This is a genomic window from Streptomyces nogalater (assembly GCF_039532885.1).
GTDB lineage: Bacteria > Actinomycetota > Actinomycetes > Streptomycetales > Streptomycetaceae > Streptomyces > Streptomyces nogalater.
Map to the genome: position 1 here is coordinate 26,174 of NZ_BAAASM010000069.1, position 23,013 is coordinate 49,186.

23 protein-coding genes, 3 tRNA genes and 1 pseudogene are annotated in these 23,013 nt (G+C 73.5%); 11 read left to right on the top strand and 16 right to left on the bottom strand.

Annotation, left to right across the window (positions count from 1 at the left end; genetic code table 11):
• The first annotated feature begins 284 nt into the window (after nt 1-284).
• Complete coding sequence (locus ABD350_RS33890) at nt 285-1,544, top strand: M6 family metalloprotease domain-containing protein (RefSeq protein ID WP_344352903.1); 1,260 nt, start codon at nt 285-287, stop codon at nt 1,542-1,544.
• A gap of 77 nt (nt 1,545-1,621) precedes the next feature.
• Here ABD350_RS33890 and ABD350_RS33895 read toward each other — a convergent pair.
• From ABD350_RS33895 to ABD350_RS33910, 4 genes are all read right to left on the bottom strand, one after another.
• Nucleotides 1,622-1,695: transfer RNA gene (locus ABD350_RS33895), tRNA-Lys, on the bottom strand.
• Complete coding sequence (locus tag ABD350_RS33900) at nt 1,686-2,267, bottom strand: bifunctional DNA primase/polymerase (RefSeq protein ID WP_344352905.1); 582 nt, start codon at nt 2,265-2,267, stop codon at nt 1,686-1,688. The genes ABD350_RS33895 and ABD350_RS33900 overlap by 10 nt, the downstream gene beginning before the upstream one ends.
• 135 nt (nt 2,268-2,402) lie before the next feature.
• Complete coding sequence (locus ABD350_RS33905) at nt 2,403-2,771, bottom strand: hypothetical protein (RefSeq protein WP_344352906.1); 369 nt, start codon at nt 2,769-2,771, stop codon at nt 2,403-2,405.
• Between the two features lie 105 nt (nt 2,772-2,876).
• Nucleotides 2,877-3,608, bottom strand: a complete 732-nt coding sequence (locus ABD350_RS33910) for a maleate cis-trans isomerase family protein (RefSeq protein WP_344352908.1) — start codon at nt 3,606-3,608, stop codon at nt 2,877-2,879.
• A gap of 205 nt (nt 3,609-3,813) precedes the next feature.
• Here ABD350_RS33910 and ABD350_RS33915 point away from each other — a divergent pair, with 205 nt between their 5' ends.
• The 8 genes and pseudogenes from ABD350_RS33915 to ABD350_RS33950 all read left to right on the top strand — a co-directional run bounded on the left by ABD350_RS33915 (nt 3,814) and on the right by ABD350_RS33950 (nt 10,388).
• Nucleotides 3,814-4,767: a D-2-hydroxyacid dehydrogenase gene (locus ABD350_RS33915; RefSeq protein WP_344352910.1), complete on the top strand. Its 954-nt coding sequence runs from the start codon at nt 3,814-3,816 to the stop codon at nt 4,765-4,767.
• Between the two features lie 30 nt (nt 4,768-4,797).
• Nucleotides 4,798-6,198 carry an amidase gene (locus ABD350_RS33920; protein ID WP_344352911.1) on the top strand — a complete coding sequence of 467 codons (1,401 nt, stop codon included), beginning with the start codon at nt 4,798-4,800 and terminating at the stop codon, nt 6,196-6,198.
• Between the two features lie 109 nt (nt 6,199-6,307).
• A complete protein-coding gene (gene ehuB, locus ABD350_RS33925) occupies nt 6,308-7,222 on the top strand; it encodes an ectoine/hydroxyectoine ABC transporter substrate-binding protein EhuB (RefSeq protein ID WP_344352913.1) in 915 nt (304 codons plus the stop codon).
• Nucleotides 7,219-7,866: an ectoine/hydroxyectoine ABC transporter permease subunit EhuC gene (ehuC, locus tag ABD350_RS33930; RefSeq protein ID WP_344352915.1), complete on the top strand. Its 648-nt coding sequence runs from the start codon at nt 7,219-7,221 to the stop codon at nt 7,864-7,866. The genes ehuB and ehuC overlap by 4 nt, the downstream gene beginning before the upstream one ends.
• Nucleotides 7,863-8,513, top strand: a complete 651-nt coding sequence (gene ehuD, locus ABD350_RS33935; RefSeq protein ID WP_344352917.1) for an ectoine/hydroxyectoine ABC transporter permease subunit EhuD — start codon at nt 7,863-7,865, stop codon at nt 8,511-8,513. The genes ehuC and ehuD overlap by 4 nt, the downstream gene beginning before the upstream one ends.
• Nucleotides 8,503-9,285, top strand: coding sequence for an ectoine/hydroxyectoine ABC transporter ATP-binding protein EhuA (ehuA, locus tag ABD350_RS33940; RefSeq protein ID WP_344352919.1), 783 nt, complete (start codon nt 8,503-8,505; stop codon nt 9,283-9,285). Before ehuD ends, ehuA begins: the two co-directional genes overlap by 11 nt.
• A 188-nt stretch (nt 9,286-9,473) precedes the next feature.
• Nucleotides 9,474-10,218, top strand: a pseudogene (locus tag ABD350_RS33945) (IclR family transcriptional regulator).
• A 96-nt stretch (nt 10,219-10,314) separates the two neighbouring features.
• Nucleotides 10,315-10,388 (top strand) — tRNA-Lys (locus ABD350_RS33950).
• Between the two features lie 46 nt (nt 10,389-10,434).
• Here the strand turns inward: ABD350_RS33950 and ABD350_RS33955 are convergent.
• The 3 genes from ABD350_RS33955 to ABD350_RS33965 form a co-directional block, all read right to left on the bottom strand.
• Nucleotides 10,435-11,040: a lytic polysaccharide monooxygenase auxiliary activity family 9 protein gene (locus tag ABD350_RS33955; RefSeq protein ID WP_344352921.1), complete on the bottom strand. Its 606-nt coding sequence runs from the start codon at nt 11,038-11,040 to the stop codon at nt 10,435-10,437.
• Nucleotides 11,041-11,162: 122 nt separating this feature from the next.
• Complete coding sequence (locus ABD350_RS33960; RefSeq protein WP_344352922.1) at nt 11,163-12,299, bottom strand: SPFH domain-containing protein; 1,137 nt, start codon at nt 12,297-12,299, stop codon at nt 11,163-11,165.
• 97 nt (nt 12,300-12,396) lie between these two features.
• Nucleotides 12,397-13,671, bottom strand: coding sequence for a peptidoglycan-binding protein (locus tag ABD350_RS33965; RefSeq protein ID WP_344352924.1), 1,275 nt, complete (start codon nt 13,669-13,671; stop codon nt 12,397-12,399).
• A 186-nt stretch (nt 13,672-13,857) separates the two neighbouring features.
• Here ABD350_RS33965 and ABD350_RS33970 point away from each other — a divergent pair.
• Nucleotides 13,858-13,931, top strand: a tRNA-Lys gene (locus ABD350_RS33970).
• 76 nt (nt 13,932-14,007) lie between these two features.
• Nucleotides 14,008-14,697, top strand: a complete 690-nt coding sequence (locus tag ABD350_RS33975; RefSeq protein ID WP_344352925.1) for a FadR/GntR family transcriptional regulator — start codon at nt 14,008-14,010, stop codon at nt 14,695-14,697.
• Between the two features lie 4 nt (nt 14,698-14,701).
• Here the strand turns inward: ABD350_RS33975 and ABD350_RS33980 are convergent, their stop codons facing one another.
• From ABD350_RS33980 to ABD350_RS34020, 9 genes are all read right to left on the bottom strand, one after another.
• Nucleotides 14,702-15,373 carry a class F sortase gene (locus tag ABD350_RS33980; protein ID WP_344352927.1) on the bottom strand — a complete coding sequence of 224 codons (672 nt, stop codon included), beginning with the start codon at nt 15,371-15,373 and terminating at the stop codon, nt 14,702-14,704.
• Between the two features lie 6 nt (nt 15,374-15,379).
• On the bottom strand, nt 15,380-15,937 hold the full coding sequence (locus tag ABD350_RS33985) for a hypothetical protein (RefSeq protein WP_344352929.1): 558 nt from the start codon (nt 15,935-15,937) through the stop codon (nt 15,380-15,382).
• A 98-nt stretch (nt 15,938-16,035) separates the two neighbouring features.
• A complete protein-coding gene (locus ABD350_RS33990; protein ID WP_344352931.1) occupies nt 16,036-16,815 on the bottom strand; it encodes an HAD-IIA family hydrolase in 780 nt (259 codons plus the stop codon).
• Nucleotides 16,816-16,903: 88 nt separating this feature from the next.
• Nucleotides 16,904-18,433 carry an alkaline phosphatase family protein gene (locus ABD350_RS33995; RefSeq protein WP_344352933.1) on the bottom strand — a complete coding sequence of 510 codons (1,530 nt, stop codon included), beginning with the start codon at nt 18,431-18,433 and terminating at the stop codon, nt 16,904-16,906.
• A gap of 66 nt (nt 18,434-18,499) precedes the next feature.
• Entirely contained in the window at nt 18,500-19,552 is a 1,053-nt protein-coding gene (locus ABD350_RS34000) for a 2-aminoethylphosphonate ABC transporter substrate-binding protein (RefSeq protein ID WP_344352935.1), read from the bottom strand.
• A gap of 46 nt (nt 19,553-19,598) precedes the next feature.
• Nucleotides 19,599-20,396, bottom strand: a complete 798-nt coding sequence (locus tag ABD350_RS34005) for an ABC transporter permease (protein ID WP_344352937.1) — start codon at nt 20,394-20,396, stop codon at nt 19,599-19,601.
• Complete coding sequence (locus tag ABD350_RS34010; RefSeq protein WP_344352938.1) at nt 20,383-21,231, bottom strand: 2-aminoethylphosphonate ABC transporter permease subunit; 849 nt, start codon at nt 21,229-21,231, stop codon at nt 20,383-20,385. The genes ABD350_RS34005 and ABD350_RS34010 overlap by 14 nt, the downstream gene beginning before the upstream one ends.
• Nucleotides 21,221-22,273 carry an ABC transporter ATP-binding protein gene (locus tag ABD350_RS34015; protein ID WP_344352939.1) on the bottom strand — a complete coding sequence of 351 codons (1,053 nt, stop codon included), beginning with the start codon at nt 22,271-22,273 and terminating at the stop codon, nt 21,221-21,223. The genes ABD350_RS34010 and ABD350_RS34015 overlap by 11 nt, the downstream gene beginning before the upstream one ends.
• Nucleotide 22,274: 1 nt before the next feature.
• Nucleotides 22,275-23,009, bottom strand: a complete 735-nt coding sequence (locus ABD350_RS34020; protein WP_344352940.1) for a phosphonatase-like hydrolase — start codon at nt 23,007-23,009, stop codon at nt 22,275-22,277.
• Nucleotides 23,010-23,013 lie beyond the last annotated feature (4 nt).

Here is a 23,013-nt window from a genome sequence, read left to right on the forward strand (position 1 = left end):
GGAAAGTGTGCCGATCATAGAGGCTGGCCCCGGGCCCTTCCAGCCGATGTCCAGTGTCCCGGACGGAGTACAGGTTCTGACAGATCGTTTCTGCCCGCGCCTGGGCAGCTTCTTCAGCCCTCCGACAAGTTGTGACGTTCCGTGAATGTTTCCGGATATCGAGCGCCGGGGCGCGCCCGGCGCTCGACGGGCGCGCGCTCACCCTTCTGGTGCAGACAAACAGGGCATAAACCAATGAATACCAGCAATCTGGGTGCGGGTCCCGCGAACCACACCCGGAGGTCATGTCCGTGCCCAAGCTGCGCAGCACCGCCGCCGTGTTCACCACGATGTCGGCGCTCGCCGCGACCTCGATCCTCACCGGCCCCTCGGCCGCCGAGCCCTTCTCCACGGCCCCCTGCGCGCTGCACCGCACCGAGGCCCACCACTCGGAGGGCGTGGACACCTGGAACGCCGCCTACCCGCGCCCGGCGGGCACCCTCGACGCCGTACTGGTCTTCCTGTCCTTCCCCGATTCCGCCCCGCGCACCACCCCGAAGGAGCTGACGGCCGACCACTTCCCGGCCACCACCGGCTTCTACGCGCAGTCCTCCTACGGCAGGTTCACCCTGCGCCCGCACCCGCTGGAGCGCTGGCTGCGCATGCCGCGCCCCTCGACGTCGTACGCCATAAGGCGGGACTGGAGCACCGAGGACCGGGCCGCCTATCTGCGCGACGCGTTCGCCGTGGCCGACAAGGAGGTCGACTTCTCGCGCTACCAGGTCGTCTATCTCGTCGCCGACCCGGACGCGCCCGGGGTCGACTCGGACGCCACGAAGGTGGTGAACCTCGACGCACCCCTGCGGGCGGACGGCACCGACATCCACCGGGTCGTCACCGTCTTCGAGCACCACCCGCCGGACCGGCTGGTCCTCGCCCACGAGACCGGCCACGTCTTCGACCTGCCCGATCTCTACCACCGTCCGGCCGACGGCAAGGGCGACTGGGACACCCACGTCGGCGACTGGGACCTGATGGGCAGCCAGTTCGGACTCGCGCCCGACCTGCTGGGCTGGCACAAGTGGCGGCTGGGCTGGCTGGATCCGCGCCAGGTGGTGTGCGTGCGCGGTGCCGCGCCGAACCGGCTCACCCTGGAGCCGCTCGCGGCGGGGCCGGGCACCCCGCTGCCGGCCACCGGCGGCGGGGCCGCCTTCGGCCTGGGGCACGGCGTCAAGCTGGCCGTGGTGCGCACCGGGCCGGAGAGCGCCCTCGCCTTCGAGGCGCGCGGCCCGGCCGGCGCCGACCGCGGCGCCTGCCGGCAGGGGATCCTGGTCTACCGGGTGCGCGGCGGCGCCGCCTCCGGTGACGGCCCGGTCCAGGTGGTGGACGCCCATCCGCGCACCGAGGCCTGCTGGGAGAACTCGGTCTACCCGCCTCTCGCCGACGCGCCGGTCTTTCTCGGCGAGAGCTTCACCGTGCCCGGGGAGGGCGTGCGGGTGGAGGCGGCGGGGAGGACGGCGTCGGGGGCGTGGACCGTGACGATCACTCCGGGGGTGCGCGGCTGAGCCGCCCGCCGGACCGGTTCGTATACGAAAGCAGCGGGCCGAATTCTTTCGAATTCGGCCCGCTGCCTTGTTTCGCGTGCGCCGCCAGGGACTCGAACCCCGGACCCGCTGATTAAGAGTCAGCTGCTCTAACCAACTGAGCTAGCGGCGCCTGCTGACGTCGTAGACATTAGCACCCTGGTCGCGGTGAGGAGAAATCGAGGACCGCGGGGCGGTCCGGGCGGCCCCCACGGCCGCCCAGAGCAGCACCTCCGGGCCGGGCAGCCAGGGGTGCCGGCCGTCCGGGGCGACCAGCCAGCGGGCCACGCCGGGGGCGTCGTCGCAGCTCACGGGCGTCAGCGGGGGCACGGTCACGGCGTCGCCCGGGCCATGGCACAGCAGCGGCGGCACCTCCCGCGCCCGCCGGGTGCCCCACTCCTCCCAGGCCAGCAGGGAAGGCAGCCGCTGGGCGGTGCCGGGCGCGGCGAAGAACAGCGTGCGGCCCCGGAACACCGCGACCGGGCCCGACCGCGCTCCCGCTCCCCACAGCCGGTCCAGCATGCGGCGCCCGAACACCACCGGGGCGCTGACCACGTCGAAGGCGGTGCCGCAGGGCAGCACCACCGGGGCGTCCGGGTGCTCCTGCCACAGGGCGAGCGTGCTGCGCGGGTAGGTTCCCGCCGAGGCGAGCCAGGCGACGGCGCCGGGGCTGTCACAGGTCACGTTCGGGGCACTGGTCGTCATGACACCCAGATGTACAGGGTGTCAGCGAGCGGTTCCGCTGAGTTGCGGAAAACCGGGACAGGGCGGCCGAGGAGGAGTATCTTGCCCGCCCGGCATATGCCCCTGGCCCCGGTGGACCGCCCGCCGCGCCGCGCGCTACAGAGGTTCGGCCGACGTCCGCCCCTCGCCCTCGCCCCGCATCAGGTCCCGCCCGAACTCCACCATCTTCTTGGCATAGTCCTCGGTCCACTCCGCCCGCTCGGCGATGTCCGCCGGGGTCAGCCGGTCGAACCGGCGGGGGTCGGCGAGCTGCGCGGCCGCGACGGCCTGGAACTCCACGGCCCGGTCGGCCGCCGCGCGGAACGCCTGGGTCAGCTCCGTGGCCCGGGACAGCAGCTGCCGCGGATCCTCGATCGACTCCAGGTCGAAGAAGTGCTCGGGGTCCGAGGCCGCCTCCGCGGGCTCGAAGAGCAGGGGCGCGGGGCGTAGCCGCGGTTCGTTGCGACGCGGCGTGGGCTCCGCCATGTCTTGTCTCCTCCTCGTACGGTTCGCCGGCACCGCCTTCGGGTGGGCCACCGTCCATTGTCCCGCGCCCGCGCAAGGGGCCGCCGCGACGAGGAGGACCCGGCGCTACACCTGCACCAACGGCTCCCGGGTGAACAGGCTGCCCAGGGTCGGCGCGTTCACCCGGCGGTCCGCCAGCCGCAGCCCCTCCCAGACCGTGACCTGGCTGGCGGTGAGGACCGGCTTGGAGAGGGCCTTCTCCAGCAGGCCGAGGTGGGCGGCGGTGTGCAGGGCCGTGTCGGGCAGCAGGACGGCCTGGGCGTCGGGGGTGTCCGCCGCGCGCGCCAGGGTGAGCACGTCCTCCTCCCCCCAGCCGGCGACCTCGGCCGGGGTGGCGGCCGGCGAGGAGCGCAGGCCGGTCACCTCCAGGCCGCCGGCCCGCAGGAAGTCGGCGAACAGCGCGGTGACGTCCTCCGGGTAGGCCGCGCCGACGGCGACCCGCCGTACGCCCATCTCGCGGGCCGCGTTGACGAAGGCGAAGGAGGTGGACGAGGCCGGCATCCCGGCCAGCCGGGCCAGGGTGCGCACCTGCTCCATGGCGCCCTCCCAGCCGTGGACGAAGCCGCCGCCGGTGCAGGCCCACACCACCGTCTCGGCCCCGGTCAGCCGCAGCGCCTCCGTGCCCTCGGCGAACCGCCCGGCGGAGCCCAGCTCGCGCAGCGCCGCCACCCGGTGGGGGTCCTCGCCGGGTTCGCTGTGGATCAGGTCCACCCGGATGTCGCTGCCCAGGAGCTGCTCGATGCGCGGATAGTCGTCCTCGGCACGGTGGCCCGGGTAGAGGAATCCGAGTGCGGTCATGTCCAGCCTTCCTGATGGTTGTCCGGCGGTACGGGCCGCCCCCGGGCGGCCGTGCCCGGCGGAGGGCCCACGGCACGGGTACCCCGTCGGCGCGCCGACGCCCCTGCCGGCGGGCCGCGGCCGTGTTGACGACGCCGGGCCCGGGTGCGAGCGTGGTCGGTCCGTGCACGGTCCGCGCAGGTCAGACCTTCGGGAGCCGCCCCGCATGACACCGTTACCCCCCACCGTGCTGGTCCTCGACGCCGATCCGCCGCCCCGGCTCGGCCGCCTCACCGGACGCGCCCGGATCGTGCGCACCGACGCGGCGCACCTGGCGGAGCGGCTGCCCGCCGCGGATGTGCTGCTGGTGTGGGACTTCGCCTCGCACGCGGTGCGCGAGGCGTGGCCGGGGGACGGTCCCCGGCCGCGCTGGGTGCACACGGCGAGCGCGGGCGTGGACCATCTGATGTGCCCGGAGCTGGCCGCGTCGCAGACGGTGGTGACCAACGCGCGGGGGATCTTCGAGGAGCCGGTGGCCGAGTACGTGGCGGCCCTGGTGCTGGCGGTCGCCAAGGATCTGCCGCGCACCCTGGCCCAGCAGCGGGAGCGGAGCTGGCGGCACCGGGAGACCCGGCGGGTGGCGGGCACGCACGCGTGCGTGGTCGGCTCGGGTCCCATAGGCCGGGCGACCGTGCGGGTGCTCAAGGCGCTGGGGGTGACGACGGCGCTGGTCGGGCGGGTGCCTCGGACCGGGATACACGGCCCGGACGACCTGGACCGGCTCATCGCCCGCGCGGACTGGGTGATCGCGGCGGCTCCGCTGACCGAGCGGACGTACCGCATGTTCGACACGCACCGGTTCGGTGTGATGCAGCCCTCGGCGTTCTTCGTGAACGTCGGCCGGGGCGGCCTGGTGGACGAGGAGGCCCTCGCCCGGGCGCTGGAGCGGCGCTGGATCGCGGGCGCGGCACTGGATGTGTTCGCCGCCGAACCGCTGCCCGCCGACAGCCCGTTGTGGGAGCTGCCGGGGCTGATCGTGTCCCCGCACATGAGCGGCGACACCTTCGGGTGGCGCGATCAACTCGGTGCGCAGTTCGTGGAGTTGTACGAGCGGTGGGTGGCGGGCAGGTCTCTGCCGAACGTGGTCGACAAGACGCGCGGCTATGTGCCCGGTCATTGAAAGCCCCGTCACCGATCCTCTGGAGGGTGCATGCAGCTCACCGACCTGACCGCCGTACGGCTCCTGGAGGGTTACCGCGCGGGCGAGTTCAGCCCGGTGGAGGTGACCGAGCAGGTGCTGGAGCGGGCGCGGCGGATCCAGCCGGAGGTGAACGCGTTCGTCCGGCTCACCGAGGAGGACGCGCTTGCCCGGGCCCGGGAGTCGGCGGCCCGCTGGCGGCGCGGGGAGCCGGCCGGGCTGCTCGACGGGGTGCCGGTGACGGTCAAGGACCTCCTGCGGCTGCGCGGCCATCCCACCCTGCGCGGCAGCACCACCGTGTCCGAGCAGGGGACGTGGGACGAGGACGCGCCGCCGGTGGCCCGGCTGCGCGAGCACGGCGCGGTGTTCCTCGGCAAGACGACCACGCCCGAGTACGGCTGGAAGGGCGTCACCGACTCCCCGCTGACCGGGATCACCCGCAACCCCTACGACACCTCGCGCACCGCGGGCGGCTCCAGCGGAGGCAGCGCGGCGGCCGTCGCGCTGGGCGCGGGCCCGCTGTCGCTGGGCACGGACGGCGGCGGCAGCATCCGCATTCCGGCCGCGTTCTGCGGGATCTTCGGGCTGAAGCCGACGTACGGCAGGGTGCCGCTGTATCCGGCGAGCGCGTTCGGCACGCTGTCGCACACCGGGCCGATGACCCGGGACGCGGCCGACGCGGCCCTGCTGCTCGATGTGATCGGCACGCCCGACGCGCGGGACTGGTCGGCGCTGCCGCCCGCGCCGGGCTCGTTCACCGAGGCGCTGAAGGGGGGTGTGCGGGGGCTGCGGGTGGCGTACTCGCCGTCCCTGGGCGGGCAGGTGGCGGTCCGGCCCGAGGTCGCGGCGGCGGTGCGGCAGGCGGTGGCCCGACTCGCCACACTGGGGGCGTACGTCGAGGAGACCGACCCCGACCTCAGCGACCCGGTGGACGCCTTCCACACCCTGTGGTTCACCGGCGCGGCCCGGCTGACCCAGGGCCTGTCGCCGCATCGGCGGCAGTTGCTGGAACCGGGGCTGCGGGAGATCTGCGCGCTCGGTGCCCGGACGAGCGCGCTGGAGTATCTGGCGGCGGTGGACGTCCGTGCGCGTCTCGGGCGGCGGATGGGCCGGTTCCACGAGCGGTACGACCTGCTGGTGACGCCGACGGTCCCGGTCACGGCGTTCGCGGCGGGCCGGGAGGTCCCGGAGGGCTCCGCGCACCGCCGCTGGACGGGGTGGACGCCGTTCACGTACCCGTTCAACCTGACCCAGCAGCCGGCGGCGAGCGTGCCGGTGGGGACGGACGGGGACGGCCTGCCGGTGGGAATGCAGATCGTCGCGGCCCGGCACCGGGACGATCTGGTGCTGCGGGCCGCGCACGCGCTGTACGAGGCCCGGGCGGTGGCACCGGCCGCCACCGCCGTGGTCTGACACCGGCCCGGGCGGGGCACATCACGCGGTCCGGGCGAGACGGTGACGAATCGCCCGGCCGGCAGAACCGGGGTGCATAGCCGGATTGCGTCTGGGTAGCCGCGCCGCCATGGCTGCACCTGGGAACGACGCACACACCATACGGCCGGAACGCAGACACACCCGGCGCTCCGTACTGGCGGGCCTCGCGGCGTTCGGCGCGCTGGGCGCGGCGGGCTGCACGCGGGTGGCGTCGGCGTCCGGCGAGGACGGCGGCGACCTGCTGGAGCGGCTGCGCGCCCAGGGTGTCGTACGGCTCGGGATCGCCGGTGAGGTCCCCTTCGGGTACATCGACCGGGACGGGAATCTCACCGGGGAGGCGCCCGAGCTGGCCCGGGCCATCTTCACGCGGCTCGGGGTGGAGCGGGTGCAGCCGGTGCCGACCGAGTTCGGCTCGCTGATCCCGGGGCTGAACGCCCAGCAGTTCGACGTGGTGGCCGCCGGGATGTACGTCACCCCGGACCGGTGCGAGCAGGTCATCTTCGCGGATCCCGACTACCGGATGCCGGACGCGTTCATCGTCCGCAAGGGCAATCCGCTCGGGCTGCGCACCTACGCGGACGCGCTGCGCCGGCACGCGAAGATCGCCACCGGCACCGGGTACGCGCAGATCCAGCACGCCGTGGAGGCGGGCTTCAAGGAGAACGACCTGGTCATCGTCCCGGACCAGGTGGCCGGGCTGAACGCGGTGGAGTCCGGGCGGGTCGACCTGTTCGCGGCCACGGCCGTCACCGCGCGGATGGTGGCGCGGGGCTCCGCCAAGGCCGAGTCGACCAAGCCGTTCGTCGCGCTGGTGGACGGCAGGCCGAAGGCGGACGGCGGCGCGTTCGCGTTCCGGCCGACCGAGACCCGGCTGCGGGACGCCTTCAACGCCGAGCTGCACAAGATGCGCCGCAGCGGGGAGCTGTACCGGATCGTGCGGCCCTTCGGGTTCACCGAGGCGGAGATGACGACCCTGACCGCGAAGGAGCTGTGCCGCCGATGACCGCGGGGCTGTGGAAGATCATCCTGCAAGGCGTCGGCATCACCCTCCAGCTGCTGGTGTACAGCGCGCTGCTGGCCGCCGCGATGTCCTTCGTGGCCGGTGCCGCGCGCACCCACCGCTCCCGGCTGGTCCGCTTCGCCGCGGGCCTGTACACCGAGGTGTTCCGCGGCACCTCGGCACTGGTGATGATCTTCTGGGTGTTCTTCGTGCTGCCGGTCGCCTTCGGCTGGCAGCTGGTGCCGATGTGGGCGGGCACGCTCGCGCTGGGCCTGACCTACGGCGCGTACGGCGCCGAGATCGTGCGCGGCGCGCTGGTGGCGGTGGACCCGGCGCAGCGCGAGGGCGGGATCGCGCTCGGCTTCACGCCCTGGCAGCGGCTGCGGCTGATCCTGCTGCCGCAGGCGGTGCCGGAGATGATCCCCTCCTTCTCCAACCTGCTGATCGAACTGCTCAAGGGCACCGCGCTGGTGTCCATCACGGGCATGGGCGACCTGGCGTTCAGCGGGAACCTGGTGCGGCTCGCCCTCCAGCAGAGCGCCCAGATCTACGCGTACCTGCTGCTGATCTATTTCGTGATCGCGTTCCTGCTCACCCGCGGGATGCGCGGCCTGGAGCGCCGGCTGAAGGCGGAGGTGGCCCGATGACCTGGGACTGGGGAGCGGTCGCCGACTTCCTGCCGTACTTCGGCAAAGGGCTGGTGGTCACGCTGGAGGCGCTGGCCCTGGGGTCGCTGATCTCGTTCGGGCTGGGTCTGGTGTGGACGCTGCTGATGCGGGCGCCGACCCGGTGGGTGCGCTGGCCGGTGGGGGTCTTCACGGAGTTCGTGCGGGACACCCCGCTGCTGGTGCAGCTGTTCTTCCTGTTCTATGTGCTGCCCGAGGCCGGGGTGACCCTGTCGCCGCTGACCACCGGGGTGCTCGGGCTCGGGCTGCACTACTCGACGTACACGATGCAGGTCTACCGGGCCGGCATCGAGGCGGTGCCGGCGGGCCAGTGGGAGGCCGCGACGGCGCTGAGCCTGCCGGTGCGGCGCACCTGGACGGCGGTGGTGCTGCCGCAGGCGGTGCGCCGGGTGGTGCCGCCGCTCGGCAACTACGTGATCGCGATGCTGAAGGACACGCCGATGCTGATGACGATCGGCGTGCTGGAGATGCTGGGCCGGGCTCGGCTCGTCTCCCAGCAGCACTTCCAGTTCACCGAGCCGCTGACGGTGATCGGGATCGCCTTCGTCGTCGTGTCGTATCTGGCCTCCCTTCTTCTGCGCACCCTGGAGCGACGCCTTGTCCGTTGAGACCCGCAAGCAGCCGGCCCCGGCCGGCACCCGGCCGACCGAGCTGATCCGCATCGAGGGGGTGACCAAGCGGTTCGGGGAGAACACCGTCCTGGACGGGCTGGACCTGTCCGTGGACGCGGGCCGGCACGTCACCCTGATCGGGCCCTCCGGTTCCGGCAAGACCACGATCCTCAGACTGCTGATGACGCTCGCCAAACCGGACGAGGGCACGATCACGGTGGCCGGGCAGCGGCTGTTCCCGGCGCCGGAGAAGCAGGTCCGCGAGGTCCGCAAGAAGATCGGGATGGTGTTCCAGCAGTTCAACCTGTTCCCGAACATGTCGGTGCTGCGCAACATCACCGAGGCGCCGGTCCGGGTGCTCGGCCTGTCGAAGGACGAGGCCGAGGCGCGGGCGCGGGAGCTGCTGGACCTGGTGGGCCTGGCCGACAAGTGCGACGCGAAGCCGACCCGGCTCTCCGGCGGGCAGCAGCAGCGGGTGGCGATCGCCCGGGCGCTGGCGATGCGGCCCCAGGTGCTGCTGCTGGACGAGGTGACCTCCGCGCTCGACCCCGAGCTGGTCGCGGGCGTGCTCGACCTGCTGCGGGACATCGCGCGCAGCACCGACATCACGATGCTGTGCGTGACCCACGAGATGGGGTTCGCCCGGGACATCTCCGACCAGGTGCTGATGTTCGACGCGGGCCGGGTCATCGAGGCCGGACCGCCGGAGAAGATCTTCGGCGATCCGGAGCGGGAGCGGACCCGGGAGTTCATCAGCGCGGTCCTGTGAGCGGGGGCCACGGGCGGGGACCGGCGGAACGTCGGGCCCGGAACATTCCTCTGGCATATGCCAGCGGATCTCTCCGCCGGTGGGGGCGCGCATCCGGAGGGCGTCAACTCGCCCACACCCTCTTCCCCGGGGTCCCCGCGCGGCTATCGTGGACACGATCCGACCCGGATCGCGGCCGAGGGGGGCCCATGAGTTTCAAGCCGACCGCCCCGTACCACTGCGCCCAGGAAGCCCTGCGCGTGCTGGAGACCGTGTCCCGGCACCCCGCCGGCGTCACCGCCACCGAGCTGGCCCGCCGCACCGGCCTGGGCCCCGGGCGGCTCACCGGCCTGCTGCGGATGCTGCGCCGCGAGGGCTACGTCCAGGAGATCGCCGACGGCGCGTACGTCACCGGGGAGACCCTGCGCCGGCTCGGCTCCGCGCAGGACCGGGAGGGCGCCCCTGCGCGACAGGCTCCAGCAGACCCTGGACCGGCTGCGCGACGCGGTCGGCGCGGCCGTCTACCTCAGCCGGTATGTCGACGGCGAGGTCCGGGTCACCCAGTACGCCGCCGGGCCCGCCACCAACGAGTGGGTGGACTTCCGCTACTCCGCGCACGCCACGGCCGTCGGCAAGAGCCTGCTGACCCAGCTGGACCCGCACGCCCGCCGCGACCACCTGGCCCGGCACAAGATGGCCCGGCTCACCTCGCGCACGATCACCAGCGACAAGCTGCTGCTGTCCCGGCTGGAGTCCCAGCCGCCGTCGGCGCCGGTGCTCGACCTCCAGGAGTACGCGGTCGGCACGGTCTGCGCCGCCGTACCGGTCACCGCGGGCTCCACGGTCGGCTGCCTGGCCCTGTCGCTGCCGGTGCGGGACGCGCACCGGCTGAAGCGGGCCGCGGACGCCCTGAACCGCAACGCGGCGCCGGTCCTGCTCTCGCTGGCGATCTAGGCCCGCCGGGGTGGTCACGAGCACCCCTTCGGACCAGGTAGTATTTTTCCCGTCGCCGGCCGCGGGGAGGAAAAACCCCGGGCAGGCGGGAGTCACGCGCCGCTAGCTCAGTTGGTTAGAGCAGCTGACTCTTAATCAGCGGGTCCGGGGTTCGAGTCCCTGGCGGCGCACCTGGGAAGGGCCCCTCGCCTCGGCGGGGGGCCCTTCGTCTCGCGCTCAGAAGGTGACGTCCGAGCAGGCGTAGAACGCGTTGCCCGTGTCGGCGATCGTCCACACCGAGACGATGACGTGGTGCCCGCTCAGGCCGGACGGCAGGGTGCCGCTGTGGCTGAGCGTGGACGGCGGCTGCTGGCCGCCGTAGGGCACCGTCAGGAACGGCGTGAGGTTGAGGTCCGAGCGGGCGAGGTTGTGGTTCTGGTTCCAGCCCGGCTTGGTGATGTAGTACTTGAAGTCCGTCGTGGCGTGCCTGGCGGTGAACTGCCAGCGGAACGCGTAGGACTGGCCGCCCGTCACCTTGGTGGTGGGCCAGGCCGCGCCGGACGGCGTCCTGGGCGCGCTGAGCGGGGCGAACTGGCCCAGCCCGGCGTTGCAGATCTGGCCGTCGGCGGGTCCGCCGGCCGGGAAGCCCTTGGGGCCCTCGACGCTCTGCGGCTCCCACTGGATCTGGCCGCAGTTGGTCACGGTGCCGTTCTGACAGAGCTTCTGCCTGCTGATGGGGAGGTCGGTGTAGCCGTGGCCGCTGGCACCGCCGGTGGAGAGCGCGAACGCTCCGGCGGTCACCGCGCCCAGTACGACCGCGGACAACTTGGTCTTGGTGCGCATGCTGCCGCTCCTGGGGAACGTGGGGAGTTCGGTGAGCTGTGCAGGTAGGTCTAGACCAAGTCACAGATTATTGCCGTTAGTTGAACGTGTCCATACCATGCGCGCACGCGTCCGCCCCGCCGTTACACCGGCTCCCCGCGGCCCGAGCAGAACGCCACGGTCAGGTCCCGGACCAGCACCTTGCGGTCGTAGTCGTCCAGTTCGACCAGGCCGCGCGTGGTCAGCCGGGTCACCGTGTCCTCCACCGAGTCCACCACCGAACCGAGCACGCTGGCCCGCTGCCGGGCGTCCAGCGCGGCGATCCGGCGCCGGTGCACCGCGGCGGCCACCTCGGGGGCGTAGTCCACCCGGACCGGCTGCACCGAGAACACCTCCACCCCCACCGGCGCGGTCTCCTCGGCCACCAGCCGGGTCAGCGCGTCCCCGGCCGCCGTCGTCCCGCCCCGGGCGCCGCCCGCCGGCTCCACCGGCACCCGGGCCAGCGCCGCCTCCACACACTCGCGCACATACGTCTCGTGGTCGTCGATGGCGAGCAGGGCCCGCGCGGTGTCCCGCACCCGCCACACCACCAGCACCACCACCCGCAGCGCCATGCCGTCCGGATCCACCGCCGGCATCGCCTCGCTGCGCCAGTGCCGCAGCCGCACATCCACCCGGCGGCGCGGCAGCAGCGGATTCACCCACAGCAGCCCGGTGCGCCGGACCGTCCCCCGGTACCGCCCGAACAGCCCCAGCACCCAGGCCCGCCCGGTCCGCCCCCGGGCCAGCCCGCCGAACCCGGCCGCCCCCAGCAGCCCGGCCCCGGCGTACGCGGCCCAGTGGGCCAGACCGGGACCGGAACCGGGGTACCCCGGCAGCCCGAACGCCCGGGCCGCGGGCGGCGGCAGCAGCCCCGCCCACCAGGTGGTGACCAGCGCGCCGGTGAGCCCGCAGGCGCCCGCGAGCAGCCCGGCCGCCCCGGGCAGTACCCGCGCCGGGCGCTCCGCCAGCTCCGGGTCGACCTCCGGCAGCGGCCGGCGGCGCACCGGCGCCGGGCGCCCGGGCCGGGGCTGCTCGCCGGTGCCCCGCCGACGGGCCACCACGGCCGGCGCGAGCGGCACCCGCACCGGATCGGGATCGTCCCGGAAGAGCAGGTGGACGGGGATCTCGGTGGTCGCCTCGTTCCGGATCAGCCGGGCCGGCCGGACACCGGACCCGCCGGCGGAACCGTCCGACTGCCCCTCGGACTCGGGCGGGGTGTGGGATGTGGTCGTACTCATGCGTGCTCCAGCCTCCGCGCCAGACGCGTCATGAACAGGGGGATGGACGAACGTGCCCGGCCGGCCGGTGGTCCGGGGCCGGGGAAGAAAAGTGGGGTCAGGCGAACAGGCGGCGCCAGGTCTCCGGCCCCGGGTAGCCGTCGGCGGCGCCGCCCCGCCAGCCCTGGGCGCGCTGGAACGCCTCGACGGCCCTGCGGTCCGCCTCGCCCCAGTGCGGGCCCGGACCGTGGGCGTAGAACCGGCCGTAGCCCTTCTGCGCCAGCCGGGCGCCGAGCCGGGTGACGTGGTCGTTGACCGCGCCGGGCCGGAAGAAGGCCCGACCGGGATAGCCGGGTACCCCGTGCGAGGACGGGCCGATGTCCTTGCCGCGGCCGGTGACCAGCAGCTCCCAGGTGGTGCGGCCGGGCAGCCCGTCGGCTTCGGCACCGGTCCAGCCCTGGGCCCGCTGGAACGCCTGGGTCGCCCTGCGGTCCGTCTCGCCCCACACCGGGCCCGGGCCCGAGGCGTAGTACGCGGCCGCGCCCCGGGCGATCAGCATCCGGCCGAGCCGGGTGACATACGCGTTGTCGGCGCCGGGCCCGAAGAAGGACGCGCCCGGATAGGGCACCGCCGTCTTCGCCTCGCCCGCCGCCTGGGCGCCGGCCGCGCCCTGGGGCAGGCCCTTGTAGCGGTAGGGGACGTACTTGGCGGAGTTGCTCCAGTAGGCGTAGGGAGTGGCCTGGCGCCGGGCGTGCGGGGGTGTCTGTTCGTAGGCCGTGTAGGTGGTGTGCGTGTCGTCCGTCCAGCCGCCGAAGATCACGACGTGGGAGCCCTTCTCGGGGTTGTCGGGGTTGTGGAACAGCAGGATGTCCCCCGGTTGCAGCTCCCCCTTGGTGATCTTCACGCCGAACTGGCCGAGGCTGCCGGTCCACTCGTTGTTCGGCAGGCCCCAGGCCATGGAGACGTAGCCCGAGCAGTCCTGCCGGTAGCCGTCGGACCAGAAGGAGGTCATGCTGTACGGCACCTTGGCGTCCACCCAGGTCTTGGCCCGCTTGATGATGTCGGTGCGGGTGGTGGCCGGGATCGGCTCGGCGGGTGCCTTCTCGGGGCCGCCCGGTCTGCCGTACAGCGGGCCCCTGGGGCCCTGCGGGGTGGCGGACTCGCCGTCGCCGGGCAGCGCCTCGCGGTGCGGGGCCTGGCCGGGGGCGGCGACGGCGGCGGCCGGGGGGAGCGCGCCGAGGGCGGCGCAGGCGGCGGCCACCACCACGGCACGGCGGGCCGCCGGGTGGGCGCGGCCGGGGCGCGGGCGGGACGGGGTCTGCCGGGCAAGGCGGCAGCCTGGACAGAGGCAGTCGCTCGCGGGGTCGACTTCCTCGAACATCGGAACGGTCATGCGATCTGCCTCACATTCGGGGGGATGTGTCCGCGAGTGCGCACGTTGATCAGTTTCCCAACGGCCTTGGATTCGCGCATTCTGACGGTCCGAACGATGTACGCGGACCCGCCGGGCGGGGTACGGGCCACCCGGAGGTGGTCGGGAGCACCCCCGGAGGTCCGGTAGAGTTTTCCCTGTCAGCAGGCGCCGCTAGCTCAGTTGGTTAGAGCAGCTGACTCTTAATCAGCGGGTCCGGGGTTCGAGTCCCTGGCGGCGCACCGACGGAAAAGCCCCTCGCCTCGGCGAGGGGCTTTTCGTCTGCCCGGGATGCGGACGGCCGGTTACGCTCTGGCCATGGCAGCCCGGGACCTTCAGGAGCGGATCAAGAAGCTGATCGTGGACCGGCGGCTGCCCTCGGGTGCCCCGCTGCCCACCGAACCGGAGCTGATGCGGCTGCTCGGGGCGAGCCGGAACTCGGTGCGGGAGGCCCTGAAGGCGCTCCAGGCGATGGGCATCGTGGAGATCCGGCACGGCTTCGGGACGTACGTCGGCCCGATGTCGTTCGCACCGATGATCGAGGGGCTGGCCTTCCGGACCGTGGCCGGCCACTACCGGGGCGAGGACTCGCTGCTCCAGCTGCTGGAGCTGCGCGAGGCCGTGGAGACGGGACTGGTGTCACGGCTGGCCGGACGGCTGCCGGAGGCGGACCTGGCCGAGCTGGACGCGCTCGTGGACCGGATGGAACGGGAGGCCGCCGAGGGCGGCGGGCTCGCCGAGACCGACCGCGCCTTTCACGCCACGCTGTACCGGGGCCTGGACAACGTGCTGCTCGGCGAGGTGCTGGAAGCGTTCTGGGACGCCTTCCACCGGGTGCGGTGCGACCTGGCGGCAACGCCGCAGGACCCCCGGGTCACCTGCCGCCAGCACCGGGAGATCCTGGACGCGGTGCGCTCCGGGGACTCCCTGCGGGCCGAGCGCGCCATAAGGGAGCACTTCGGCAACCTGCGCGCCCGCCTGTCCCACACGCCGACGGCCGCCTCCTGACCGCTCACCCCGCCACGCCGGTCAGGTACGACGAGACGACCACGTTCGCCGTGTAGCTGCCGCTCGCCCGGTCGAAGGAGCCCCCGCAGGTGATCAGGCGCAGCTCGGCGCGGCCGGGCCGATGGGGGCCGTAGGCCTGGTGGGCGTCGAAGCCGTCGCGGGGCAGGACGCGGATGTCGTCCACGGTGAACTCGGCGACCTTGCCGTCCGCGCGGACGACCCGGACGGTGTGCCCGGGCTTGAGGGTGCTGAGCCGGTAGAAGACGGCCGGCCGGGTCGTGGTGTCGACATGGCCCACCAGCAGGGCCGCCCCGGCGGCGCCGGGCTTCGGGCCGGCGCCGTACCAGCCGACCACGCCCGGCTGGTCGTAGGGCGGCGGGTCGACCGCGCCCCGGGCGTCCAGGCCGCGGCTGACCACCGGGGCCTGCACGTCCAGGGCGGGGATGTCGACGCGCTGGGGCACCGCGTCGGCCAGCGGCCGGACCGCGCCGGGCAGCCGGGCCGGGTCGCCGGTGCGGCCCGCGGCGAAGACGTCGCCCGTGGCGGCGCCGTCCGCGCCCCGCGGCACGCCGGTCACCTCGCGCCCCCACAGCCACAGTCCGCACAGCAGCAACGCCCAGGCCAGGGCGGTGACCGCCCGCCCGGTGGCGCCGCCGCGCCCCTGCTCGTCGGACACCGGCGGTCAGCGGGTGGAGCGGGCGCGGCGGGCGCGCAGCCCCACGGCGAGCGCGGCGAGGCCGGCCAGCGCCAGCCCGGTCACCGCCTGGCCGGTGTCGGGGCCGGAGCCGCTGGTGGCGACCGTGGCGAAGTGCGCGGTGCCGCCGCCGCCCGCGGGGACCGGGGCGATCGGGGAGGCGGCGGCGGTGACCGGGGCGACGGGCGCGGCGGAGCGGGCGCCGTCCGGCCCGCCGACCGTGAGGCTGCCGGTGAGCACGCGGTCGCCGCAGACGGCCTTCACGGTGTAGGCGCCCGGCTCCAGGCCGGAACGGACCCGGGTCTCGCCGGTCAGGGCGCCCTGACCACCGGTCAGCCGGGCGTCGGAGACGAAGGCGGCCGAGGCGGCGGTGCCCTGCCCGCCCGCGCAGCCCTCGGTGCGCACGGTGAGGTCGGCGCCGGGCGCCGGGGAGGCGGGGGACACGGCGACCGAGCCGCCGCCGTCCGCCGCGTGGGCCGCGGGGGCGGCCGCGGTGACCGCGGCGGCGAGGATTGCGGTACAGACAGTGAGGCGTGGTGAGCCCATCGTGAACCTCCAGTTATCAGGAGGCTCCCCCGCACCGGGCGCCTCCGCATCCTCGGGAGGCGCCCGACTGCTCCGGACGGGTGATACGGGGTTTCGGCTCAGACCAGATCGACCAGGTCCGCGATGGAGTCGACGACCTGGGACGGGCGGAACGGGTAGCGGTCGATGTCGGTGGGCTGGGTGACGCCCGTCATCACCAGGAAGGTGCGCATCCCGGCCTCCAGGCCCGCGAGGACGTCGGTGTCCATCCGGTCCCCGATCATCGCCGAGGTCTCGGAGTGCGCGCCGACCGCGTTCAGCCCGGCCCGCATCATCAGCGGGTTGGGCTTGCCGACGAAGTACGGCTTCTTGCCGGTGGCGGCGGTGATCAGCGCGGCGACCGAGCCGGTGGCGGGCAGGTCGCCCTCGGTGGAGGGGCCGACGTTGTCGGGGTTGGTGGCGATGAACCGGGCGCCGTTGTTGATCAGCCGGACGGCCTTGGTCAACGCCTCGAAGGAGTAGGTGCGGGTCTCGCCGAGGATCACGAAGTCGGGGTCGTGGTCGGTGAGGATGTAGCCGATGTCGTGCAGGGCGGTGGTCAGGCCCGCCTCGCCGATGACGTAGGCGCTGCCGCCGGGCCGCTGGTCGTTCAGGAACTGGGCGGTGGCCAGCGCCGAGGTCCAGATGTTCTCCACCGGCACGTCCAGACCCATACGGCGCAGCCGGGCGTGCAGGTCGCGGGCGGTGTAGATGGAGTTGTTGGTGAGCACCAGGAAGGGCCGGCCGGACTCGCGCAGCTTCTTCAGGAAGGCGTCGGCCCCGGGAATGGGCACGCCCTCGTGGATGAGGACACCGTCCATGTCGGTGAGCCACGACTCGATGGGCTTGCGGTCTGCCATGTGCTGCGTCTCCTGGCGTATGTACGGGTCTGTACGGGTCGGACAACAGGGGCGCCGGAACCACGGCGTACCGACGCCCCCAGCCTAGTCAGGACCGGCCGATCCGGACCCCGTCGATCACCCAGTACCAGTTGTTGCCGCCGGTGTAACGGAACCGGACCCGGGCGCTGGTGGCGCCCGCCGGCACCTGGAGGGTGAGCGTCTCGGTGCGCGAGGGCACGTCGGCGGTGTACGTCCGCAGCGTCACCGGGGTGCCGTCGTCGTAGGAGACGAGGACCTCGCCCTTCTGCGGGGACTCGTGCCGGTAGTAGGTGGTGTACGTGAGCACGGCCGTGCCGCCGCCGGTGACCGGGTAGGCGGGGCTGACCAGGGTGGAGTCGAAGGTGCCGGTGTAGGTCTTGTCGGTCCACTCGTCGCCGTCGGCGACGGCGAAGACGCCCCGGGCGCGGATGTTGCCCTCGCGGTTCTGGTCGCGCTGGGCCTGGGTCCAGAACTCGTCGGTGGTGAAGGACCAGCCGCGCCATTCGGTGACCCCGCCGCCGCCCATCGCGGAGTTGTCGACGAACCAGCCGGGCGGCGGGGTGTGGGTGAAGCCCACGGTGGCCGCCGGGATGCCGGTCTCGTCCACGCGGGTGGCCAGCGCGCCGCGCAGGGCGTCGAAGTCGTCCGGGACGGGCTTCTGGACGGGCCGGCCGTCCAGCTCCCACGCGGGATCGAGGGCGATCTGGAGGTGGGCGAGGGCGGAGGCGGCGACGTCCGGCATCTTCACGTCGTGGCGCACCGAGCCGGGCGCGAGCGTGGGCCCGGTCGCGATGAGGAACGTCTGGCGCTCCTGGAGGGTGGAGCCGCCGTGGCCGCCGGCGTCGGTGTGGCCGTGGTCGGCGGTGACCATGATCAGCCAGTCCTCGGCGGCGTACGACGGCCGGGCCTTCACCGCGGCCACGATCTGCCCCACCTGGGCGTCCGCGGCGTGGATGGCGTCCAGGTACTGCCGCGAGGCGGCGCCGTAGGTGTGTCCGGCGTGGTCGATGTTGTCCAGGTGGACGAAGACCGCGTCCGGGTCGCCGTCCCGCAGCCGGGCGACCGCGCGGGAGGTGGTGCCGGTGTCGTACTCGGCGCCCGGGGTGGAGACACGGGTGTCGACCTTCGCGGAGAACACCGTGTCGGTGAGCGGCGCCCAGGAGGCGACGGCGTACGTCGACAGGGCGGGGTTCGCGGTCTCGGCGCGGGTGAGGAAGTCCGGGTACCGGGTGAACCGGGCGCCGGTGAAGGCGTTGTCCTTCACGTTGTGCTTGTCGGGCCAGACACCGGTGAGGATCGTCGACCAGCCGGGGCCGGAGAGGGTCGGGGCGAGCGGGTTGGCGTAGATGCCGCTGGGCGCGGTGAGCCCGGCCGCCATCAGGGCGTCCAGGTGCGGCGCGTCGGCGTCCTTGATCCGGCTGAGCAGGGCGCCGTCCAGGCCGATGACCAGCACCTTCGGGGTACGGGCCGCGGCCCGGGCGAGGGTCGCGAACGGCCCGGAGGACGCGGCCGCGGCGGCGGACACCAGGAGGGAGCGGCGGGAGAGGTGGGGCACGGGATCCTCCGGAGGAAGAGGGACGGACGTGCGTACGGGCATGGCGAGGCCCCCGGTGGTTCCAGGGGCGTCACGGAGTGCAGCGGTGCTGTGCGGCCGGCGGGGAAATCAACTGCCGGTCGCGGACTTCCAGTCCTCGACGTAGGCGCTGAGGTTCTTCTCGATGTCGGTCCAGTCGGGTTCGAAGACCTCGACGCCGTCCATCAGCCGGGCCAGCGCGACGGCGTTGGCGTCGGTGGCCTCGACGTCGCCGCGGGCGGCGAAGCCGCCACCGATCGAGCTGACCTTCTTCTGCTGCTCGCGGGCGAGCATGAAGTCCAGCAGCTTCTTGCCGTTGGCGCTGTGCGGGGCCTTGGTGACCAGGCCGGCCGCGTACGGCAGGGCGAACGTGGTGGGCTTGCCGCCGGGGCCGGCCGGGAACCAGATGCCGAGGTTCGGCATGGTCTTGGTCTGGGCGTGGTTCATCTGCACATCGCCGTTGGCGACGAGGAGTTCGCCCTTGTCCACCTTGGGGGCGAGCTTGCCGGTGGAGGCGGACGGGCCGACGTTGTTGGCCTGGAGCCTCTTCAGATAGGCGAGGGCCCGCTCCTTGCCGCCGAAGTCCTGGAACGCCTTGATCAGAACGGCCGTTCCGTCGCCGGCCACGCCCGGGGTGGAGTACTGGAGCTTGTTCTCGTAGCGGGCGCCGAGCAGTTCGTCCCAGGTCTTCGGGGGCTGCTTCAGCTCCTTCTTGTTGTAGACGAACCCGAAGTAGTTGTTGACGACCGAGGTCCAGGTGGAGTCGGCGGCCTTGCCGGCGCCCGCCACCCGGTCGGCGCCGGCCGGGGTGTACTTCTGCAGCAGGCCCTTGCCGGCGGCCTGCTGGATGAACGGCGGCAGGGTGACCAGCACGTCGGCCTGCGGGTTGCTCCGCTCGCGGACGACGCGCTGCACCATCTCGCCGGAGCCGCCCTCGACGTACTTCACCTTGATGCCGGTCTGCTTCTCGAAGTCCGCGAAGACCTCGTCGTACCAGCCGTCGCCGTTCTCGCCCTTGAGGCCGTCGGCGCTGTAGACGGTGACGGCCTTGGCGTCCGAGTCTGCGGAGGAGCCGCAGGCGGACAGCGCGGGCACGGCGAGCAGGGCGAGGGCCACGGCGAGCGGGACGCGGTTTCTGGGCATGGCGGGGCGGTCTCCTGGCGAGGTGGCGGGGGTGATCCGGGGAGGTTCAGCGGTACGACGCCCGGGTGCGGACCCGGGAGACGGCGAACAGGACGAGCAGGGTCGCGGCCATCAGGACCACGGCGACGGCGGACCCGGTGAACAGGGCGCCCCGGTCGGTGGCCGCGTGGATCAGGACGGGCAGCGGGGTCCAGTCCGGCGGGTAGAGCATCATCGTGGCGCTCAGCTCGCCCATGGACAGCGCGAAGCACAGGCCGGCGGCGGCGGTCAGCGAGGGCAGCAGCAGCGGCAGCCGCACCCGGAACAGGATGGAGGCGGGCCGGGCGCCGAGGGAGGCGGCGGCCTGTTCGTAGGCCGGGTCCAGGCGGGTCAGGGCGGCCGACACCGACTGGTGGGCGAAGGCGGTGACCAGCACGGTGTGGGCGGTGATCAGGATCCACCGGGTGCCGTTGAGCAGCAGCGGCGGCTGGGAGAACGCCACCAGCACCGCGAGGCCCACCACCACGGACGGCACGGCGACCGGCAGCACGAACAGGGCGTCCAGCACCCGGCGGTGGCGTTTCTTCAGGGCGGCGGCGGCCAGCGCGGCCCAGGTGCCGGCGGTCAGCGCGAGCAGGCTGGCGGCGACGGCCGTGAGAAGGCTGGTGGTGAGCGCCTGGAGGGCCTCGCCGCGGGTGGCGGCGCGGTAGTGGTCCAGGGTGGGGCCGGAGGGCAGGGCGCCGGACCAGTGGGTGGCGAGGGAGGCGCCCACGACGACCAGCAGGGGCAGCGCGAACAGCGGCAGGAACAGCACCCAGAACACCGCCCACACGGCCCACCTGGCCTTGCGGCTATGCACCAGCACGACGGCTCACCACCCGGTACAGGCCGTACAGGCCCACGGAGATCAGGACGTTGACGACGGCGACCGCACAGGCGCCCGGGTAGTCGGACTCCAGGATCGCCTTGCCGTAGACGAGCGTCGGCAGGGTGGTGACCCCCTTCGCGCCGGTGAACAGCACGATCCCGAACTCGTTCAGGCACAGCACCAGCACCAGGCTGCCGCCGGCCGCGAGCGCGGGCAGCGCCTCGGGCAGGATCACCTGCCGGACGATGCGGGGCGCCCGCGCGCCCAGCGAACCGGCCGCCTCCAGCTGGGCGGTGTCGAGCTGCGCGAACGCGGCGAGCAGCGGGCGCATCACGAACGGCGTGAAGTAGGTGACCTCGGCCAGCAGTACGCCCCAGGGCGTGGCGAGGAACCGGAAGGAGCCGACGACGCCCGTGCCGCCGTAGAGGAACAGCAGTGCCAGCGTGATGAGGAAGGACGGGAAGGACAGGTAGACGTCGATGAACCGGGCCACCGCCTTCGCCCCGGGGAACGGGACGAACGCGATGACCAGCGCCAGCAGGAACCCCAGGACCAGACAGCCGGCGGTGGCGGCCAGCGCCAGCCACACGGTGGTCCACAGCGCGTGCCGGAACGCCTCGGAGCCGAAGACGTCGGCGTACGCCTGGAGGGAGGTGCCGCCGGTGTCGGGCCGCAGGGACTGGCGGACGACGAGGGCGAGGGGGTAGAGGAAGAAGAGGGCGAGCAGGGCGACCGGGGGCAGCGCCCACAGGTGGGGAACCCACCGCCGTGGGGAGACCTTCCGCCCGGCCGGACGGGCGGGTACGGCCCGCGGCGCGGTGTCACCGGTCATCGCCGGTCACCCCCGCGGGCAGCAGCACGCCGTCGTCGGGGGCGAAGTGCAGGTCCACCGGGTCGCCGAGCGCCGGCGGAGCCTTCAGCTCCCGTACGTCGGCCATCACCGTGTGCCCGTCGACCTCGACGTACAGCCGGTGCGTGGCGCCGCGCCACTGGATCTCCCGTACGGTGCCCGGGAGCCGGTTGGGTCCCTCGCCCAGCCCGACCAGATGCGGCCGTACGCAGAGTGTGGCGCGGGCGCCCACGGCGGCCCCGGCCGTGTCCAGCCTCAGCTCCGTGCCCGCGAAGGACACGCCGCCGGCCGTCACGGTCACCGGGACCAGGTTGGCGCCGCCGACGAAGGACGCGGTGAAGGCGTCGGCGGGCGCCCGGTACAGCTCCCTCGGCGTGCCGCACGCCCGCAGCCGGGCCGAGTCCATCACCGCGATCCGGTCGGCCAGGGTGAGTGCCTCGACCTGGTCGTGGGTGACGTACAGCATCGACACCTCCGGCAGCTCGCGGTGCAGCCGGGCGAGTTCGGCGAGCATCCCGGAGCGCAGCCGGGTGTCCAGCGCGGACAGCGGCTCGTCCAGGAGCAGCACGCGGGGCCGGATGGCGAGCGCGCGGGCGATCGCGACGCGCTGCTGCTGCCCGCCGGACAGCTCGCGCGGGTGCCGGCGGGCGTAGCCGGCCATGCCGGTCAGCTCCAGTGCCTCGGCGACCCGCTGCCGGAGCTCGTCCTTGGGGGTGCGGCGGGCTTTGAGTCCGAAGGCCACGTTCTCGTCCACGCGCAGGTGCGGGAAGAGGGCGTAGCTCTGCACGACCATGCCGATGCCGCGCCGGTACGGCGGGAGGTCCGTCACGTCCTCGCCGCCGAGGTACACCCGCCCGGACGCGGGCCGCACGAACCCGGCGACCGCCCGCAGGGCGGTGGTCTTGCCGGAGCCGGACGGCCCGAGGAGCGCCATGACCTCGCCGGGCTCGACGGTCAGGTCGAGGGAGTCGAGGACGACGTTTCCGTCATAGGCGACCGTGACGGAGTCGAAGCGGATGCCCATGTCAGCGGTCCCCGGCGAGCAGGCCGGGCAGGCCGGCGACGGAGTCGAGGACGTGGGTGGCACCGGCGGCGGTGAACTCGGCGTCGCCGTGCGCGCCGGTGCGCACGCCCGCGACCAGCCCGGCCCCGGCGCGTACGCCGCTGAGCACGTCGTACGACGTGTCGCCGGCCACCGCGATCTGCCGGACGTCCTCGGCGGCCTTGGTGCGGACGAACGCCTCCAGCACCATGTCCGGGTACGGCCGCCCGCGCCCGCCGGCGTCGGCCGGGCACAGGGTGAGCGGCACCAGGTTGCGCCAGCCGAGGGCGTCCAGGATCGCGTCCTGGGTGACCCGGGCGAAGCCGGTGGTCAGGACGACGGTACGGCCGTTCCCGGCCAGTTCCTCGATGGCCTCGCGGGCCCCGGGGACCGGGGCGATCAGGCCCTGGTCGACCAGGTCGCCGTACGCCTCCTCGAAGGCGGTGTTGGCCCGCCGGGCGCGGTCCTCGTCGCCGAAGAGGTGACGGAAGACGGAGATCTTGGACTCGCCCATGGTGGCGCGGACGTAGGCCAGGTGCTCGGCGTGCTCGGCGGAGCCGGGCTCGACGCCCAGCTCGGCGGCGGCAGCGGCGAAGGCGCGCTCGACCAGGCCGCCGTCGGCGACGGTGGTGCCGGCCATGTCGAGGACGACGAGGCGGATGCCGGGGGTGCCGGGGGTGCCGGTCGTGCCCGGCGTCTTCGGGGTGACGGGTGTCATGGGG